17 protein-coding genes are annotated in these 19,781 nt (G+C 40.5%); 15 read left to right on the top strand and 2 right to left on the bottom strand.

What is annotated here, in order from left to right:
- Positions 1–11: 11 nt before the first annotated feature.
- From pilM to PTI45_RS06815, 3 genes are all read left to right on the top strand, one after another.
- Positions 12–1,604 carry a pilus assembly protein PilM gene (gene pilM, locus PTI45_RS06830; protein ID WP_069326788.1) on the top strand — a complete coding sequence of 531 codons (1,593 nt, stop codon included), beginning with the start codon at positions 12–14 and terminating at the stop codon, positions 1,602–1,604.
- A complete protein-coding gene (gene gspM / locus PTI45_RS06825) occupies positions 1,588–2,157 on the top strand; it encodes a type II secretion system protein GspM (protein ID WP_069326787.1) in 570 nt (189 codons plus the stop codon). The genes pilM and gspM overlap by 17 nt, the downstream gene beginning before the upstream one ends.
- Positions 2,158–2,693: 536 nt before the next feature.
- A complete protein-coding gene (locus tag PTI45_RS06815; RefSeq protein WP_069326785.1) occupies positions 2,694–4,307 on the top strand; it encodes a gamma-glutamyltransferase family protein in 1,614 nt (537 codons plus the stop codon).
- A 175-nt stretch (positions 4,308–4,482) separates the two neighbouring features.
- Here PTI45_RS06815 and PTI45_RS06810 read toward each other — a convergent pair whose 3' ends face one another.
- On the bottom strand, positions 4,483–5,130 hold the full coding sequence (locus tag PTI45_RS06810; RefSeq protein WP_069326784.1) for a TVP38/TMEM64 family protein: 648 nt from the start codon (positions 5,128–5,130) through the stop codon (positions 4,483–4,485).
- Positions 5,131–5,237: 107 nt separating this feature from the next.
- Positions 5,238–5,852 (bottom strand): TVP38/TMEM64 family protein, encoded by a 615-nt coding sequence (locus PTI45_RS06805; RefSeq protein WP_069326783.1) that lies wholly within the window; start codon positions 5,850–5,852, stop codon positions 5,238–5,240.
- Positions 5,853–6,175: 323 nt separating this feature from the next.
- Here PTI45_RS06805 and PTI45_RS06800 point away from each other — a divergent pair, with 323 nt between their 5' ends.
- From PTI45_RS06800 to PTI45_RS06745, 12 genes are all read left to right on the top strand, one after another.
- Positions 6,176–7,192 carry a potassium channel family protein gene (locus PTI45_RS06800; protein ID WP_069326782.1) on the top strand — a complete coding sequence of 339 codons (1,017 nt, stop codon included), beginning with the start codon at positions 6,176–6,178 and terminating at the stop codon, positions 7,190–7,192.
- Between the two features lie 117 nt (positions 7,193–7,309).
- Entirely contained in the window at positions 7,310–8,089 is a 780-nt protein-coding gene (aroD, locus tag PTI45_RS06795) for a type I 3-dehydroquinate dehydratase (RefSeq protein WP_069326781.1), read from the top strand.
- 238 nt (positions 8,090–8,327) lie between these two features.
- On the top strand, positions 8,328–9,098 hold the full coding sequence (locus tag PTI45_RS06790; RefSeq protein ID WP_069326780.1) for an SMI1/KNR4 family protein: 771 nt from the start codon (positions 8,328–8,330) through the stop codon (positions 9,096–9,098).
- 125 nt (positions 9,099–9,223) lie between these two features.
- Positions 9,224–10,678, top strand: a complete 1,455-nt coding sequence (locus tag PTI45_RS06785; RefSeq protein ID WP_069326779.1) for an SWIM zinc finger family protein — start codon at positions 9,224–9,226, stop codon at positions 10,676–10,678.
- Between the two features lie 53 nt (positions 10,679–10,731).
- On the top strand, positions 10,732–12,633 hold the full coding sequence (locus PTI45_RS06780; protein WP_069326778.1) for a HEAT repeat domain-containing protein: 1,902 nt from the start codon (positions 10,732–10,734) through the stop codon (positions 12,631–12,633).
- Entirely contained in the window at positions 12,633–13,733 is a 1,101-nt protein-coding gene (locus tag PTI45_RS06775; protein ID WP_175425134.1) for an AAA family ATPase, read from the top strand. The genes PTI45_RS06780 and PTI45_RS06775 overlap by 1 nt, the downstream gene beginning before the upstream one ends.
- Positions 13,730–16,090, top strand: a complete 2,361-nt coding sequence (locus tag PTI45_RS06770) for a DUF5682 family protein (protein ID WP_245703442.1) — start codon at positions 13,730–13,732, stop codon at positions 16,088–16,090. Before PTI45_RS06775 ends, PTI45_RS06770 begins: the two co-directional genes overlap by 4 nt.
- Entirely contained in the window at positions 16,090–17,316 is a 1,227-nt protein-coding gene (locus PTI45_RS06765) for a VWA domain-containing protein (RefSeq protein WP_083243392.1), read from the top strand. The genes PTI45_RS06770 and PTI45_RS06765 overlap by 1 nt, the downstream gene beginning before the upstream one ends.
- Before the next feature lie 65 nt (positions 17,317–17,381).
- A complete protein-coding gene (locus PTI45_RS06760; protein ID WP_069326776.1) occupies positions 17,382–17,957 on the top strand; it encodes a histidine phosphatase family protein in 576 nt (191 codons plus the stop codon).
- Between the two features lie 55 nt (positions 17,958–18,012).
- Complete coding sequence (locus PTI45_RS06755; protein ID WP_069326775.1) at positions 18,013–18,228, top strand: hypothetical protein; 216 nt, start codon at positions 18,013–18,015, stop codon at positions 18,226–18,228.
- A 228-nt stretch (positions 18,229–18,456) separates the two neighbouring features.
- On the top strand, positions 18,457–19,089 hold the full coding sequence (locus tag PTI45_RS06750) for an SLOG family protein (protein WP_069326774.1): 633 nt from the start codon (positions 18,457–18,459) through the stop codon (positions 19,087–19,089).
- Positions 19,090–19,128: 39 nt separating this feature from the next.
- Positions 19,129–19,587 carry a 2-thiouracil desulfurase family protein gene (locus tag PTI45_RS06745; RefSeq protein ID WP_069326773.1) on the top strand — a complete coding sequence of 153 codons (459 nt, stop codon included), beginning with the start codon at positions 19,129–19,131 and terminating at the stop codon, positions 19,585–19,587.
- Positions 19,588–19,781: the final 194 nt, after the last annotated feature.

Here is a 19,781-nt window from a genome sequence, read left to right as displayed (position 1 = left end):
GGTTAGCCCCTATGTTTCAACGAAATTTACCTCACATCGGCTTATCGCTGGAACAGACAGAGATTCGCTATGTTTCTTTAAAAAAGAAAAAGCAGTGGGAACTGGAAAGTAAAAAGTTTTTACCGATTCCTTCAGGCGTTATTGTTGAGAATCAAATCGTAGATACCGAAAAGATGAATCAGCTACTACGCAAATGGGTGACAGAGGAAGGGTTAAAAGGGCAATCGGTCACACTATCGATTCCACCTTCTCGTATTCTCGTTCGCGCGATGAGTATTCCAAGTACCAATGCCAAGCAAGTCAGTCAATTGGTGGAATTGGAAGTAGAGACAGGGCTACACTTACCTTTTGAAAATCCTGTATACGATTATATTGTAACGTCTATTGATGAAGAACATACACACTTGCTTGTATTTGCTGCACCTAGTCAGTTGATTAAAGATTATATCAGTCTGTTGGGAGAAGCAGGTATCAAAGTCGTTGCTGTAGAGCTATCTGCAACCGCACTAGCAAGAACAGTGATTACTGAACATGGACGATCATTTGCTAATACGATGCTAATTCATTTAACCGATCATTTATTAGATATCTATATGTTCCGTAGTGGACAGCCTGTCTTTATGCGCAGTATAGAATCGACTAGAGGACTCGACGAGAGTTCAGTGCTCGATGATCTGAATACTTCATTAACTCGTCAGCAGGTTGAAGATATTATTCCTGAAATCTCACGGATGTTGAACTTTTATCAATATAGCTTACATGATGGTTCGATTAAGATCGAAGAGATTTTTGTAACAGGATTGCCTGAAGAACGAGAATTGTTAGCTCATGAATTAAGTCAATCTCTACCTGATATCCAAGTCGAAGCTGTCGAACTTGAAACGACTCAACATGCTTTTCAAGCCGATCCTGATTTGAATAGTTATCGTGTCGCTGTCGGTGCGGCTCTTCGCCGGGAAGATGCACGACCGATTAATCTGTTACCACAAGAAAAGCGAGAAAAAAATCAATTTTCTTATTTGACTGTAGGCTTAAGTGCCCTATGGGTACTTGCTATGTGTGGAGCTATTTTCTATATGATCAGTGAGCGTGGAACAGTGACAGAACAAGAGCGTGCGATACAGCAATGGAGCGACCGGAATACATTAGCACAGCTAGAATTGTCCAAATGGAATGGTAGTGGTCCTTCAGCAACGGCTAACCAGACTGTGATTGATGCGGTGATGAATTATCGGTTAGACGTGGTAAGTATACTCGATTCACTGACTCAAAAATTACCGAAAAGCGGAATGATTCGAGATATCTCCTACAATCGGAGTTCGAATCTATTATTGACGACAAGTATGCGTAATTTTAGTGATGCGGCTAATTATCTGGTGCAGTTAAGAAGTATGCCTTTTGTCGAATCAGCTACTGTCAACAAAGCGACTCGGGATAGCTCGGTGGATTCAGCCGTAAAATCGACCAAAGGACAGCCTTCCTTATATCTAGTGATCTACACGATTGATCTTCAAGCACAAAGTGTAACAGGTGATACGTATGCAACGTCTTCTGTCGTTACACCAGCAGAGGGAGGGGGGATACCAAATGGAACAGCTCAATAAATATCGTAATGTGATCTTGCTAGGTATTATTTTATTATTTGTGATTTTATTGGCTTTTTACATGTGGGTACTTCACCCCTTATCTCAAAAATCTCAACAATATGATAATCAATTAACCCAAATGCAACAGGAGTATAATCTGATTCAGACGAAAATTGCTCAGTTGAAAAGCGGTCAGCCGACCGATGCACAGCAAGCGATCCAAGAGGCTATCCCTTCAGCAGTAGCAAGTGAAAAGTTGTTATTGCAGCTGCAACAAGTCAGTCAGAACAGTTATGCTCGTATCACGGATGTCGAATTCGTTAATATTGATAGCAATACTAGCGGTGAGATTGCAGCTGAAAATCTAGGCGTAAATGTAGGACAGATTCGGATGAATGCTGAATTGGAAGGTGGATATACGGAAATTCGGGAATGGATGAATCAATTACAAAAGCTTCCTCGATTGATGACCGTCGATTCTTTTAGTTTCCAACAACCCTATACACCCGGCAAATCAGGTGCAATTTTGACAGCGAATGTTTCATTTACTGCGTATTATACATCGCCTTAAATGTTGTATAAGAAATATCTTCTTTCGCTATTTTTAAGACTCTAAGTGTATGACATGCTTAGAGTTTTTTTGTATATATCTTTCTATTAAACTGTATATCATGTTAGTTCGGAATTTGTATTTTTTAATTTATTTACCTAAAATAGGTTGTATCTTTAAAGGGAGGAGAACAAAATCATTTGAATAGGAATAGATCGGCTATAAAGATAGTAAAGTGGTTTTTTGCTACGGTTATGATTATTAGCTCTATTACCGTTTTCGTAGTCCCGGGAAAACCATTTTTATTAGGATTGGTCTTACTGTTTCTATCACTATATATGTTTTCTCTGTATATTGACTTACGTATAAATCCAAGTCTCAAACTATCCTATTCTTCTAGGAGTAGTCTTATTATTGTAGGAATTATCAATTTCGTTATAGGTTTAATCATTCTATTTACTCATTAGACTCTAAACGTAGTATCTAATTTAATTATGACTCCAAATAGACTATAGTAATACATAACTATTTTGATCATTCATCCTATGGAGGTACTTATGATTCCTTTTGATCCGTTATCTCATCCTTATGCTTCAGAACGACAACCGGTCTATGCTCACAATGGCATGGTCGCTACTTCGCAACCGTTAGCTGCGCAAGCAGGATTGGATATGTTGAAAAAAGGGGGTAATGCGATTGATGCTGCCATTGCGACAGCTGCTTGTTTGACTGTTGTTGAACCAACGTCTAATGGCATCGGAGGCGATGCTTTTGCTATCATCTGGACGCAAGGCAAGCTCCACGGACTGAATGCCAATGGACCTGCACCCCAAAGTATCTCTATTGAAGCGGTTCAGCAAGCAGGGCATGATAAGATTCCGACCCACGGTTGGATTCCAGTGACTGTACCGGGAGCACCGTCGGCATGGCAAGCACTCTCACAGAAGTTTGGCAAATTGCCTTTGACTGAAGTGCTTCAACCGGCAATCGATTATGCAGAACAAGGATTTCCGATATCGCCAACGTTAGGATATTACTGGAATCTAGCGTATGAACGGTTCACTAAAATATTAACGGCAGATCAGTACCAGCACTGGTTTGCAACGTTTGCTCCGCAAGGAAGAGCGCCACGTATCGGTGAAATGTGGCGTTCCCCAGATCATGCCAAGACATTACGTAGTATTGCCGAGACAGGCGCAGAATCCTTTTATCGTGGCGAAATAGCAGACCAAATCGATACATTCTCACGTCAGCACGGCGGATTTTTGCGTAAAGAAGATCTTGAGGCATACTATCCTGAATGGGTCGATCCGATTGGAGTCCAGTATAAAGGCTATGATGTGTGGGAAATTCCGCCGTCTGGTCAAGGATTGATTGCATTGATCGCTCTTAATGTACTCAAAGGATATGAATTTGCAGGTCGGGATACGGTAGATACGCACCATAAGCAGATGGAAGCGATGAAGTTAGCATTTAGCGATGGACTCAAATATATTACACAACATGATAAAATGACGATGAAATTAGAGGATTTATTATCCGATCATTACGCTGATGAACGACGTGCATTGATCGGTGAACAGGCGTTACAACCAGAAGCAGGAAAACCTACAACCAGTGGAACGGTATATCTAGCAACCGCAGATCAAGAAGGCAATATGGTGTCCTATATCCAAAGTAACTATATGGGTTTTGGCTCAGGGATCGTGATTCCGGGGACAGGAATTGGACTGCAAAATCGAGGACATTCTTTTTCTCTAGATCCAACACATGATAATCGCTTAGAACCCGGGAAAAAGACGTATCATACGATTATTCCGGGATTTTTGACCAAAAACGGTCAGCCTATCGGTCCTTTTGGCGTGATGGGTGGATTTATGCAACCTCAAGGTCATGTACAAGTCATCATGAATATGATCGATTTCCATCTGCATCCACAAGCGGCACTGGATGCACCACGCTGGCAATGGGTCGAAGGCAAAACAATAGAAATTGAACCGAATTTCCCTGAACATCTGGCTCAAAGTCTGATCCGCAAAGGGCATCATATCGTACGTGCTAACAGTGTCGGTGGATTTGGTCGGGGACAGATTATTTTACGAGATCCCGAGACAGGTGTATTGATCGGTGGCACAGAGTGGAGAACAGATGGTACGATAGCAGCTTGGTAAATGGAAGGGATATAGAATGGTATACGAGTTAAATTATAGGTTTCAGATAGTTTTGATCTATAAATAAATCCAATAGATCGTCTACAGGAATCTAGATTAGATATGAACGACATAATTGTAATTAAAAAGGCGTCTATTACCAACGATAGGTTGAGATTAGACGCTTTTTTTGGATTTAAGATGATTTACAAGCTTGAGGTTCAGGCTCGATATCCAATACTTCTGATTCTTCCCGTTTGCTAAACCAAGCTTCCACTTTGCGGATAAAAATAAATCCAACAATAACAAATGCGGCGACAATAAACAATTTCCACGGCTGTTGGAAATAACTTGCCCAATCGGCTCCGATAAACGAGACGATAAAAATCATTATTCCTCGTCCTAGCCCTGCGGCAATCGCAAAAGAACGGAATTTGATTCCGCTTAGTCCAGCCGCTACATGAAGCAACGTAAACAGACCAACCGGCAATAGACTAAACATAAAAATATACATAAACCCATTTTTTTTCATCCAACGTATACTTTTTTGCACACCTTTGTTATGAGAAAAACGATCGATATATTTGTAATGTGAAAGTTTACGCACTAACCAGAATACAAGGATAGCGCCACTCATCACACCGATCCATGAGTACAATATACCTGACCATAACCCAAAAGCCGCTACATTCAGTCCGATCACAACCATTGTAGGCAAAGGCGGGATAAAAGATAGGAGAAAAGCAAGCAATATACTAAGCCACGGACCGATAGCACGGTATTGACCCATCAGATGATCAATATCACCTTCTTGGAGATAAGACATAAATTGTGCAATATCCATAGCCACGTTCCTTTCGTTCAATCATTCTATATCTTTCATTACCCAATCATGCCTTTAAATTCTCGATTCTACGTATCTTTTATGTTATTTTTTACAATAGAAAACAACTATGGTTGTTCAGTAAGTGAATCGCGGCGACTAAACCAAGCCTCAATACTACGGCTACATACAAAGCAAATAATCACAAACAATAACACTAACAACAGATTCCACGGATTTTCACGATAACGAGACAAGTCTGCACCAATAAAGGAAACCGCAAATACCATAATCCCTCTACCGAAAATAATCGCAATCAGAAACGAACGAAATCGAATCCCGCTCAGTCCAGCCGCTACATTTAACAACGTAAACGGACCTACAGGAAAAAGACTCAACAAAAAAATATAATTAAATCCATTATTCCGAATCCAACGCCGTGTACTGACTACTTTGGGATTACGTACCAAGCGGGATAAATATCGATGTTCAGACAACTTACGTACCAACCAAAAAGCAGTCAGCGAACCTGCCGTAATCCCAATCCATGAATACAAAAATCCAACCCACAATCCATACACTGCCGCATTTACCCCCAAAATCACAATCGTAGGCAAAGGAGGAATAAAGGATTTGAGAAAAGGCAATAACATACTAGCAAGCGGACCCAGTGAACGATATTCACCCATCCAACTTTTTAAATTCTCTTCCGTCAAATAAGATAACCACTGCGAAATATCCATAAAAATATAAATCCTTTCCAGCGCTTGGCAATATAAGCGCGACCCAGTTCAATAAAAAGTGATTTTTGCTTGAGCAAAATATCTTACGATCAGCGCTTGGCAATATAAGCGCGACATCTTCTAATCCAATCCAAAAGTGATTTTTGCAAAGCAAAATACCTTACATTCCAGCGCTTGGCAATATAAGCACAACATCTTCTCTATGTAGTATAACGGATGCATCCACAAAAAAGGCAAAATACACGCAGTTGTCGAATTATTTAACATTCAAGTTATTTTCAGCCAATCGATGTCAATAGAATAAAGGAGTACACCCAAGGATTATGCATATGTTTCTTCGACTTTCTCGCAAAATGGTCAGAATGCGCAAATCGGTATTAGCGACAACAACGGTATTATTTGTACTATTGTCAGCTACGATAGCGTATATGATCGAACCGGATACGTTTACCCACTGGTTTAACGCGTTGTACTGGGTACTGACGACCATGGCAACTGTAGGGTATGGCGATTATTTTATGAAAAGTATAGCTGGTAAAATCTTTACAGTATTTTTGTATATTTTCGGCATTGGTCTACTGAGCTTAATTATTAGTAAAATTGTAGATTCGATGGGAGAATATAATCGGAGAAGAGGAGCAGGTAAATTGAAATACGTAGGACAAGATCACATTATTATTATCAATTGGAGCAAAAAAGCACATTATGCAATAGATGAACTATTTGCCAGTCATCCAGAAATTGATGTTGTTATTATTGATCAACTGGAAAAGCATCCATACGATCATCCACAAGTTCATTATGTAAATGGTGATCCTACCAAAGACGAAACATTACTACAAGCAGAAATCAGTACAGCACGCTCTGCTATTATTTTTGCAGATTCACGTATTGATGATGCTTCGTTAGTCGATGGCAAATCACTACTGGTCGCTTCCAGTGTGGAACGGTTAGCTTCTCACGTACATACCACCGTCGAAATCATGTTAGAAAACCATATTAAAAATTTCCATCATGTGCATGTGAATGAATTTGTATTGTCTCATGATGCTATTTCACGCTTGGCTGTACGCTCGGCATTAAATGAAGGCAATAACGATGTGTTGGCTCAATTGCTCAATCGTCAATATGGAGAAGATATCTATCATGTACCTACGGAACCAGGCTGGCGTACGTATGGAGAAGCTTTTCAAGCATTATTAGTAGAAGGTGCAACATTAATCAGTGATCGTAACGATATGACTATTAATCGCAAACTGTCTGAGCCTATGCCAGCAGAAGCCAAGTTGTTTGTGATTTGTGATCCAGAAACTCATATTCGTCTGATAAATAAAGACTAATCGGTTGCTGTTGGATCTCAATGGCGTTCTGTGTCAGCATGCTCTAAATTGGGCTATAATAATAATGTAGTTACAGACACGATAATCTATTTTGTATCGCAAAGGAGTTCGAATCAGATGTCTAATACAAATACATTCAAACCGGTACGAGTGAAGCACCTTACAATAGGCGAAGGAAAGCCTAAAATTTGTGTATCTTTAACAGGGCATAGAACCGAGCAGATCATAGAAGAAGCGCATACACTCAAATTAGCAGATATTGATATGGTCGAATGGCGTGTTGATTTTTTTGAACAGGTAGAGCAATTGGATCAGGTGACATATACGTTGGAACGTATCCGTGATATTCTTCCATCGACTCCGCTTATTTTCACATTCCGTAGTGCCAAAGAAGGCGGACAATGCGAGCTGAGTAGCAACTACTATGTCGAATTAAATCAAGCAATCGCTGCGACAGGCGAAGTCGATCTTATAGATGTCGAACTTTTTAATGAAGAAACAGCTATTCAGCAATTGATAACAATAGCCCACGAACATAATACGTTTGTGATTATTTCCAATCATGATTTTCAACAAACACCACCCAAAGAAGAACTGATCTCCCGCTTATCGCGTGCTCAACAATTAGGTGCAGATATCACCAAAATCGCTGTTATGCCTCAAAGCAGTAGCGATGTGATTACTTTACTTGATGCGACCAATACGATGAAAGAACAGCATGCCGATCGACCAATGATCACCATGTCGATGGCAGGCAAAGGCATGATTAGCCGTTTAACAGGCGAACTATTCGGATCAGCGATCACATTCGGTGCCATTCAAAAATCGTCTGCTCCCGGACAAGTTCCTGTGTCTGACTTGCGTAGTATTTTGAGTTTATTACATGCTAATTTGTAAGTGAATCTTGTAAAGTCCCTCTGAATGGTTAGAGGGACTTTTTTGATATAACGTAAACGGATATTGTAGAAAGGTCATTCGCTATGTCCATCTAATTTTATAAGTACATTGGGGATGTAGAACTAATGCATACTATATTTTTCTTCAAAAATAAGTATTCTTAAATTCGGAAATGTTTATTCTCATGTTATTTATCTGTACAATAAACCTATAATAACTTCAGAAAGCAGGTGACTTTATGTATCTGGTGAATGAACATATACAGCATGTAGATCACGAGACACTGGTTCAGTTTCAACATACTCATCATATACAACTGCCAGAAGCTTATTGTGAATTTCTAGAGCAATATGGAGTGGGTACTTATTGTGGAGTACTGAATGTACAACTTCCAGACCATCAACAGTTAACAGAATTTGTAGAATATGAGTTATGGGAATATGATAAAGATAGTCCTATCCATAATCAACAGTTGGCTGAATGTGTAGTAATTGCTACAACGATAGATGGCGACTTTCTTGCTCTTCATCCTCAAGTCAAGGATCTATTATGGATACCTAGACATTCTGAACGGATTGAGGTACGCCTTTTAGATCATAAAGCTTCTTGGATTGAAATGATGGATCAATGGTTGAAGATATCTTACGGCGATTCTTTTCAAATTATGCAGGAGAATCGGTATTATGAATCATGGAATCAGGATCAACGGTATCGTTCATTAACATTTCATCCACCGACTGAAGGCAACGATTTACTGTCAATCAGTTCAAGTGCAGAGCAGTTAACACAGATCGCTCATCAGATTGATTTGCAACTGCCCGCTGATTTGAAGATTGAGACGCTTTACAGTTGTCTATTATTCTGGCGTTCGATTCAAGGCTATGTTCGCTTTAATTATGCTTATAGTTATGAAGTAGTCTTATGTTACGAAGATCATGATAAAGAGGCAAGTGAACAACTACTAGACGTACTGTTACAGCATCATATTTATGAAGATAGTCCTGAATAATTATTCCTCTTTAAAAATAAGAACAAATGTTCTATAATAAAGTATACAATTCTGCTAACAGGATATACTAGATACAATATAGAGACGTATACATCTTATGTTTTGACTATTAAAGGAGGATTTATATGGCAATTCAACTGACAGAAGGATATGTAGACGGACTTGCACCTAATGCAGCAGCAATCAAAAATGCTAAAGGATTAATTCAAAAAAATAAATTAGTACAACTTCATCAAACAGAAGATGGCACCTTATTATTTGGTGAGTGTGCAGGTAGTGGGAAAAGCAATTATGCATGTTCGGTAGATTTTATACAACCAGACAAAGAACCCACGTCGAGATGCAGTTGCCCGAGTCGTCAGTTCCCTTGCAAACATGCATTGGCATTAATGTATGCGTATGTAGCAGGACAGACATTTACAACAGCTACCATTCCAGAAGATATCGCAGACAAACGAAACAAAATTGAAAAGCGTGAAGAAAAAGCGGCTGCTATAGAAGCTGATCCTACGCTCAAAGCAGTACCAAAAAAGAAAACAGTCAACAAAAATGCGCTGAAAAAGAAAGTCCAAGCTCAGTTAGAGGGACTTGATATTTTGGAAAAGCTCACGTTGTCTTTAATCCGTAATGGTCTAAGCACAGTCGATGCAACAGTGATCAAGCGTATTCAAGAACATGTCAAACAAATGGGCAATTATTACCTCACCGGAGCGCAAGTGGAATTGCGTCGTCTGGCAGGATTGTTATCTCCCAAAAATAATCCTGAAGCGAACTATACATACGCAGTAGAACAGTTAACGCTAATTCATGCGTTGATTCGTAAAGGAAGGGCGCATTTACAGGCCAAGCTTGAAGATCCAGAACTGGCTTTGGATGCTGAATCGACGATTGAAGAATGGTTAGGGTATGCGTGGCAGTTAAGTGAATTAGAGCAACACCAGCGCATGACAGAAGGCGCAGAGTTAATTCAGTTGGCATTTACCAGTTATGACGATCCGGGAAGAATGGAATTTATAGATTTGGGATACTGGTTAGAGCTAGGTACTCACCATATTCGCCGTACATTACAATATCGTCCATACAAAGCAGCCAAGCATATCCGTGAAGAGGATACGTTTACCGAAATTGCTTGTCCGAAGCCACTATATGTATATCCGGGTGATCTTAATCCGCGTGTACGTTGGGAAAGTCTAGCGACGCGGGCTGTGACGGAACAAGATGTGCAATCTATTCATGCCCAAGCCTATACTTCTTTTGCAGAAGGGCTCAAATTGATCAAAAATCAATTAAAGAATCCATTAGCTGATCCTTATCCAGCACTTTTACTTCAAGTCAGTCAATTTTATCAGAGCGAAGAGGGTCAATTGGTGATGAAGGATAGCGAAGGTCAATCGATTGGACTAACAGATATCTCACTGCCTATTGGAACAAGTACAGGCTTACTTCCTTATTTGCCACAGGAAACGCTGCAAGATGTAACAGTACTGTTGGTATTTGAACATCAGATGGATACAGGGCAATTAATTGCTCAACCGCTTTCGATTATTAATGGAAATGGAATTATGCGTTTGTTGTATTGAACGGAGATAACGCAGAATATAATGAATCATCCGAATAATAGGAGGTTACACGTATGAGTACAGCGTTATTACAAGAATTGTATCAAGAAACAAGACGGCTCTATATTGCAGGTAGTGAATTAGCAGTCGAAGATATACGGCTACGCAAATTATTACCTCGATTTCAGCAGTTAGGGGAAAAAGCACCGATTTTCAAGCGTCTTGGAGATAGTATTCAGAATGTATTGGATGAGACCCATGATAGCAGTAGCTCAGAACGTCTACAGAATCTCACGTTACTATTATCTTCTGTCCTGCATACACAGGGAAATGCGACGGTAGCAGGTGATCTTAAGCCTTTAGGAATGGAGCAACAGGAACATTCTATTGTACCTATCACCTCGTATTCTTATCGCAAATTAGCGCCTGTCGTGCAAGCTTTATCAACTACAGGTGGTGGACGTCTTGAAGTGATTGAACAAGCATTCAAAGAAGGCATTTTCCAAGATTCCCGGTTAATGCCACTGGCTATTGAAGGATTATATGATCCTTATTCTGAAATTGCAGAGTTGATGACGCGTAAGATTGTACCGGCATATGGACTGGCGATTCTTCCTTATTTAAGAGATATTTTTGACCCTCAAGGAGATAAGAAAGAAGTACGTAAGCTAACAGCGATTCATACGATTGCGGAAGAACATCAATTGGATCTACTTGATGTATACAGTGAACTCGCTCGATCGGCTTCAGAGGATATACGTGCGACAGCGATTCGTTTTCTAGTAGGTCATGAAGAATATGTGCCTGAATTGATTCAGTGGACCAAAGATAAAAAGAAAAATGTACGTGCATCTGCTTATTATGCACTGGCGGGTAGTTCGTCGAATCAAGCCATTGCTTGTCTGTTAGAAGCTTCAAACGGCAAAGACTTGGAATACATTGTCGATGCGGTTCGTTATCAAGAGGTGTCACAAGCCTTAGAAGATCAGTTAGCTGTCGCTTTTGCCAAAGATGTCGAGCAAGCCATCCAATCAGAACAACAAGAATCTATAGATCACAAAGCACTTGAAAAATTAGCTGAACGATTATTATTATTTAGCAAAATGTGGACACATAGCCCGAATGAAACGGTGCATCAAAGTTATCAGGATATGCTAAAACATTATACTTATTTGTACAACCTAAGTGCGACGAATCAGATTACAGATTGGCGTAATCTATTATGGGATGCTGCTAGTTATATCGAATATAGAGGAAGTCTAGAAGACTTGGAATTGCTATATGAAGTGTCTGAAAAAGATGCTAATTTTGTACCCTCAGCTTTCCGTTTATCGATCCAGATTTTGTCTCCAGAACAAGTCTACGATCAGTATGTAGGTGGAGTCGTGTCTCAAATGAAAGCCAAAATCAATAAAGATGCCAAAGCACGTCTTGGTAAAGTAATCGCTACGATGCGACCAATGCTAATCGAAAATGGGTATGAAAGTTTCTCATTAGGTCATGAAGAACAGCATGCGTATACGCAAAAGATTTTACCATTAGCAGAAATCGAACAAAAATGGGATAAGCGCTGGTTGGAATTTGCAATGAAACAAGATGATGTAGAACTGGTAGCCGGTCTGGCTCGTCCGGGTGTTAAAGGGGTAGACGAATTTTTACGACAAAAATTGAAGGATAATCCAGAATTCCGCAATCGCACAGCTACTCTGATTTTACGTGCTCTTGAAGAACGTCTAGGCATATCCAAAGAAGATAAACGTGAACTGATGTGGCAAGCGATTGATGATCGTCGTAATTCAAATTCATATATGTTTGAACCTTATATTATTCATTCTTTTTTAGAATTCCCTGTTGAAGATATAGAACGCTTAGAAGCCTTATTACCGGAAAATCGGGAAGCTACTATTCCCAAATTCAGAGGATATGCAGCAGAACAATTAGAGTTCGTAATCCACACACTGAAAGGGATGAAATAATGAGTACACCTGAATCTTTACAAGATACGATGAGACAATCGGCAGAATTATTGTATGCGCACGAGTTAGAAGCTTTACGTCAACATGATAGTGGCAAAATTCCTGCGGGCTGGCAAATGTCACCGCAATCGGTATTGACGTTTATTACAGGTGGTCAAGCAGGTAAAGTTCCAATTACACCTAAATATATTGGTAATCGTCGCTTGGTAGAAATGGCAATTGCAACGCTGGTTACTGATCGTGCCCTTTTATTAATTGGTGAACCCGGAACAGCAAAGTCTTGGTTATCTGAAAATTTGGCGGCAGCTATCTATGGACACTCTAATCTGGTTGTACAGGGAACAGCAGGAACGAGTGAAGAACATGTTCGCTATTCATGGAATTACGCGATGTTACTGGCTAATGGCCCTACACCAGAAGCTTTGGTACAAAGTCCAATTATGCGTGCGATGGAACTTGGCGGTATCGCTCGCTTTGAAGAGATATCACGCTGTGCTTCGGAAGTGCAAGATGCGTTAATTTCGATTTTGTCCGAAAAAACGATTGCTGTACCGGAATTAGGTAAAGAAATGAATGCTCGTAAAGGGTTCTCGATTATTGCTACTGCTAATACACGTGACCGTGGAGTTAATGAAATGTCTGCGGCACTCAAGCGACGGTTTAATATTATTGTGTTACCAGCTCCATCGAGTCTGGAGAATGAAATGGATATCGTACGCAAACGAGTAGGTGAAATTGCTTTTGCCTATGATCTGCAAGCTGCTGTACCGGCAGATGAAGCATTGCTCAAAGTAGTGACGATATTCCGTGAACTACGTAGCGGAATGACATTGGATCGCAAAGATAAATTAAAATCTCCGGCAGGTGTGATTTCGACCGCAGAAGCAATCTCTTTATTAACGAATAGTATGGCGTTAGCCGCAAGCTTTGGTAACGGAGAATTAACCGATGAAGATCTTGCCGCAGGCTTACAAGGGGCTATTGTCAAAGACGATGATAAAGATCGTATTGTCTGGAAAGAGTACTTGGATAATGTCATGAAAAAGCGGGGAGAACAGTGGCGTGGTCTGTATCAAGCATGTAAGGAGATGAACGAGTGAGTAGCCAGCTTGAGCTTGGTATCGGTGTGCATATTTTCGGAGTGCGTCACCTTTCCCCTGGTGGCTCAAAGCATCTACTTGATGATCTGAATCGGATCAAGCCCAAAATTATTTTGATCGAAGGTCCTTCTGATGCCAGTTCAGAGATTAGGCATATTACACAGCGCCAGACGAAGCCGCCGATTGCGATTCTAGCTTTTACCGAAGAATTGCCTGTACGTACTGCATTATGGCCGCTAGCGTCATACTCTCCTGAATATCAGGCGATGAAATGGGCAGCCGATCATAAAGCTCAATCTGTATTTATCGATTTACCTTCATCGGTCATGATTGCTTTACAAGATATGCGTAAGCATGAACAACAGCAACGAGCAGAATCATCGCCTACACCTGATCCCGAACAATTCACGCCTCAAGCAGAAGTCTTGCATGAAGCTGTACATGAATCGCTGTATGATCAGATTGCGCAATTGTCCGGGGAAGATGACTATGATATGTATTGGGAACGCAATTATGAACATAATTTAAATGAACATGCGTACCGGCAAGCCATTTTGCAGTTTTCAGAGCAGATGCGTGAATTAACAGAAGCAGAAGAACAACATTCTTCCGCTAGCGAACATGCTTATAATGCGATTCGAGAATCGTATATGCGTCGACAGATTAAGCAAACGATTGAAAGTGGTTATCAACCGGAAGACATTCTCGTAGTCTGTGGAGCTTATCATGCCGCCGCACTTAGTCATGTATCAGATATCATGACAGATCAAGAATTGCAAAGTCTGCCTTCATCTTCAACCAAGCTAACATTGATGCCTTATTCTTACTATAAATTGTCGTCGATGTCTGGCTATGGTGCAGGGAATCATGCTCCTCATTATTATGAAATGATGTGGCAACAAATGAACCGTGAGGCCTTAGATGAATTGCCTCATCTTTATTTATCTTCTGTAGCTCGATTATTGCGTAAAGCAGGTACACATCGTTCTACGGCTGAAGTGATCGAAGCGGTACGGATGGCACAATCTCTATCTGCTCTACATGGAGGAAGCATTCCAGTGTTGCGTGATCTACAGGATGCGGCACAGACTTTACTCGGACATGGTGATCTATTGGTGATCGCTGAATCGTTAGCTCAGATCAACGTAGGAACAACGATTGGACAGCTTGCTGAGGGGGTCAGTCAGACTCCTATTCAAGATGATCTCAATCGCTTATTACAACAATTGAAATTAACCAAATACAAAACCACAATCGCTCAAGACCTGATGCTAGATTTACGTGAAAATCGGCGTGTGCAATCGAAAGAGTCGGCTTTTTTGGATCTTCACCGCTCTTTTTTATTTCATCGCTTACGTCTGTTAAATATCCATTTTGTCCAACAACAACAGACTCAGCAAGATCAAGCCACATGGGCAGAACGTTGGATTATTCAGTGGTCGCCTGAAGTGGAGATTCAAGTGGTAGAATCGACGTTGCTAGGTGAAACGGTAGAAATTGCCGCCGCTTATGTATTACAGCAAAAGTTAGATCATTGTTTGACGATTGCAGAAGCATCTGACCTGATCTTAATCGCTTGTGAAAGTGGCATGGTTACGCAGTTAGAAAATGGTCGCCAGACGCTACAACGACTGGCTGTCGATAATCAAGATGTTATCCAGATTACATTAGCCGCCAGAAGCTTATCCAAAATTATTCAATATGGTGATCTTCGCCGCATAGATACGATGCCTTTGATCCCATTATTAGAGCAGTTATTCACGCGTGCTTCTTTATTTCTGGTGACTAGCTGTCAGTGTAATGATGAAGTAGCCCATGAAATGATGAAGTCGATTAGCGAACTGCATACGATAGGACTGGATCATATCGAGCAACTGGATTACCAATTATGGCTAGAGCAACTTACTGAAGTGATGGAACGAGACGATTTGAATGCCAAATTATCCGGGTTCGCTTGTTCGTTATTGATTGAGCGTAATCAGGTGTCGGCAACACAACTAGCGGCAGAGGTATCGAGACGATTATCGCCAGGTGTACCTGCTGATCTGGGAGCAGGTTGGTTCGAAGGACTATCCAGTCGTAATCGCTATATGTTATTGTCACGTACAAGCTTATGGGAGCAACTTCATCAATATATTGAATCATTAGAAGATGATGATTTTGTACGTGCTCTTGTATTTTTAAGACGTGCATTTAGTACCTTTTCGCCATCTGAGAAAAATATGATTGCTGAACTGCTAGGCGAATTATGGGGTGTGAATACCGAACAAGCTGCTGAAATCCTGACGGAAGAATTGAAGGAGGAAGAAGCCAAAATGATTGATGACCTGAATGATTTTGATTTCGAAGACTTTTGATGATGAATCCTACTGATAATGAACATCAAAGATTGTCCCGTTGGCGGTTGATTCTAGGAGCTGATGCCGAGCAACAATTGGAGCGTCAGACTTCAAGTGCAATTGAAGGAATTACACTTACAGAAGAAGAAAAGATTATGGATCAAGCATTGGCAGCTATTTATGATGATACATCAGGTCAGGGAGGTAATTCCGGAGGCGGTAATACAGGTGGAAAAGGAGCAGGTAAAGGTCCTTCTTCGCCAACATTAACACGCTGGCTGGGAGATGTACGTACTTTTTTTCCAGAAGATGTGGTATCTATTATCCAGAATGATGCGATGGAACGTAAAGGATGGAAACAGCTTTTATTTGAACCTGAAGTATTATCTCAAGTAAAGCCGGATATTACGCTGGTGGGTACATTAATGGCGTTAAAAGGTAAAATTCCTGAAAAAACAAAAGAAACTGCGCGCATACTGATCCAGTCTGTTGTCGATGATCTGGTCAAACGATTAGAACAAGATATACGCCGTGCTGTAACAGGAGCGCTTAATCGTCGTCAACATTCACCATTGCCTTCGTTAAGTGGAATTGACTGGAAGCGCACAATTCAGCGTAATCTCAAACATTATAATCAAGAACGTCGTCAGATCATTCCTGAGAAATTCTATTATTTCGATCGTGCACGTCGTAGTCACGAATGGAAAGTCATTATTGATATTGATCAGAGTGGCTCGATGGCAGATTCGATTATTTGGGCGTCGGTGACTGCTTCTATTTTTGCGAGTATGCCTGCACTGGATACAAGAGTGGTGGCTTTTGATACCAGTGTTGTCGATCTGACAGAACAATGTAACAACGATCCGGTTGATATGTTATTCGGGATACAGCTAGGTGGGGGAACCAATATTGATAAGTCAGTCGCTTATTGTGAACAATTTATCGAGGAACCGAAAAAAACGCTATTTATTCTGATCTCTGATCTTTATGAAGGTGGCAGTCAAGCCCGTCTAATTCGCCGGATGCGTGAATTGAAAGAAGCAGGTGTCAAAACACTATGTTTGCTTGCTTTGTCCGATGAAGGTAAGCCTTTTTATGATAAGCAATTAGCTCAAAAGTTCACTCGTGATGGAACCCCTAGCTTTGCTTGTACACCAGCTCTATTACCGGCATTAGTAGAAGGTGCTTTGAAAGGGCAAGATTTGACTGATCTGGTGAAGCGTTTGGGTATCGCTATCGATTAATCTTGATATATGTATGTATCAGCCTTGGATCGCACAGATGAAGCAAGATCAAGGAGACGTGACCGATGAAGCATATTTTTCTTATTCGTCATTGTCAGGCAGAAGGACAAGCACCTGATGCACGCTTAACTACACTCGGGCAAGAACAGTCACTCCAGTTAGCTGATTGTTTCAATGATATTCCGATCGATTATATTGTATCTAGTCCTTATGAGAGGGCTTATCGCACGATCGAACCGCTTGCTGTTAAAAAATCATTATCGATTCATACCGATATCAATTTGCAAGAACGAGTCTTGTCTCAGGACAATCTACCCGATTGGTTAGAAAAGTTAAAGTTAACATTTGACGATTTGGATCTATGTTATGCCGGTGGAGAATCGAGTCGGCAAGCGATGGATCGAGGGATCGCTGTGCTTGATAAAGCTATACGTACAGATGCGAAGCAGATTGCAGTGGTCTCGCATGGCAATTTAATATCGCTTTTACTCAAATATTATAATGATCAGATTCAATTTGAACACTGGCAAGCTTTGTCTAATCCAGATGTGTATCAATTGGTATTTGATGATGAATATCAGTTGCTTCATATGGAACGTATATGGCAATCCTTTAAAGGTATAAATAGCTTAAGAAGATAAAGTATTCGTGGAGTTGAACCATCCCTTATGCTATGATGAAATTGAGGTGAACACAATGAGTACAGAACAAGAACACAATGAAGTAACAGAAGAATCCAAGCAAGCACAAAAAGTCAGCCAGGCTGAAGCGGCTAAACGTTTGTTAGCAATGAAAAAGCAAGCAAACCAACAAGGTAAAGGCTCTAATAATGGATTTGATGGCGGCGGTAAAAAGATGAAAAGCCAGATGACCAAAAAAGTAAATAACCAACGTAAGAAAATGGGAACCTAAGCACTTTGTGATATCAGTGTGACCACATGCAATAAAAGATAATGGTATACAGAAAATAATCGAATCTTATGAAGTAAACCTATTCAGTGTTGATACTGAGTAGGTTTATTTTTTTATCATGTATCAAAATTGACTATTCTTCGTATTTCATACCGGTCGGTTTTTGCTTTATTTCGCTTCATGTTATGATGGAATAAGAGCATGAACAGAAGCGGAGGACAGCAAGGCATGAAGAATTTATTGGTGACCGGTTATCGTGCACATGAATTGAATATTTTTGGACAAAAGCATGAAGGGATTCCCTTTATTCAGCAGGCACTACGAAGCAAATTAATACCACTGATCGAAGAAGGATTAGAGTGGGTGATTACGCCCGGGCAGTATGGCGTTGATCTCTGGGCTTGTGAAGTGGTGATTGCTCTAAAAGAACAATATCCTCAGTTACGACTATCTATTCTTTCTGCTTTTGCGAATCCTGAAGAAAAGTGGAGTGAAGATAAAAAGACGTATTATGAAGAGATTTGTAAAGGTGTCGATTATTACGGTCTAGTCAGTAAACAGCCCTATCAAGGAATCTGGCAATTTACAGCTCGGGATGATTTGTTATTTCGCAAAACAGACGGTATTTTACTAGTTTATGATGAAGACGGAGGCGAAGGAAGCCCTCGATTTTTTAAAGAAAAAGCGTTGAAAAAGCAACAAGCAGATGGTTATATCTATATCAGTATTAGCTCGGAAGATATTCAAAGTATTGCTGATGAACAGCAACTCGATCAGCAATTAGAAGAATCGTTTGCAGAATCTTCGACTGAAATGATCGATGGAACCCATCCTAATCACGATCCTTTTGAAGAGATTTGATCGATTTGGAAAAAAGTAGGTAAAAAGGAGGAGTGGAGCATGATTGGCATCAGTGCCTGCCTGACAGGAATAGCCTGTAGGTATGATGGTAGAAGCAATTTAGTGCAACCTTTAGATCAACTGATTCAGCAAGGCAAAGCGATCGCTTTTTGCCCGGAAGTGTTAGGAGGTCTGACTACACCACGCGAACCAGCAGAAATTGTAGGCGGAACAGCCGAAGATGTCTGGTCTGGAACAGCCAAAGTGATGACTGTATCGGGTGAAGATGTCACCGAATCATTCAAAGCAGGAGCTTTAGTCGCTTTGGAACAAGCGCAACAAGCAAAGATTACAGTAGCAGTACTAAAAGCCAACAGCCCTTCTTGCGGAAGTCAGATGGTCTATGATGGTACATTTAGCGGAAATAAGATCATTGGCTCTGGCTTAACAGCCGCTCTTTTTCGGCAAAATCATATTCAAGTTGTCGATGAACATACCTGTGATTTTTTACTAGAATAATAGGAGTCACTGCCTTCTTATTTTAATAGAGTAATACTAGAGAGCGATAATTTTATCAATAACGAACAATCATGTTCCTTTTCATATACAAATCCATATAAAAAAAGATCATGCGATACACTCTACGCCAGGTACCGTACGTACTTGGATATCTCAATGTAGATAATGGTGTATTGGCATGATCTTTTTTATAA

The organism is Paenibacillus nuruki (assembly GCF_001721045.1).
Taxonomy (GTDB): Bacteria; Bacillota; Bacilli; order Paenibacillales; family Paenibacillaceae; genus Saccharibacillus; species Saccharibacillus nuruki.
The sequence above is the reverse complement of the archived record's forward strand: the minus strand, read 5'-3'. Positions and strand labels throughout refer to the sequence as shown.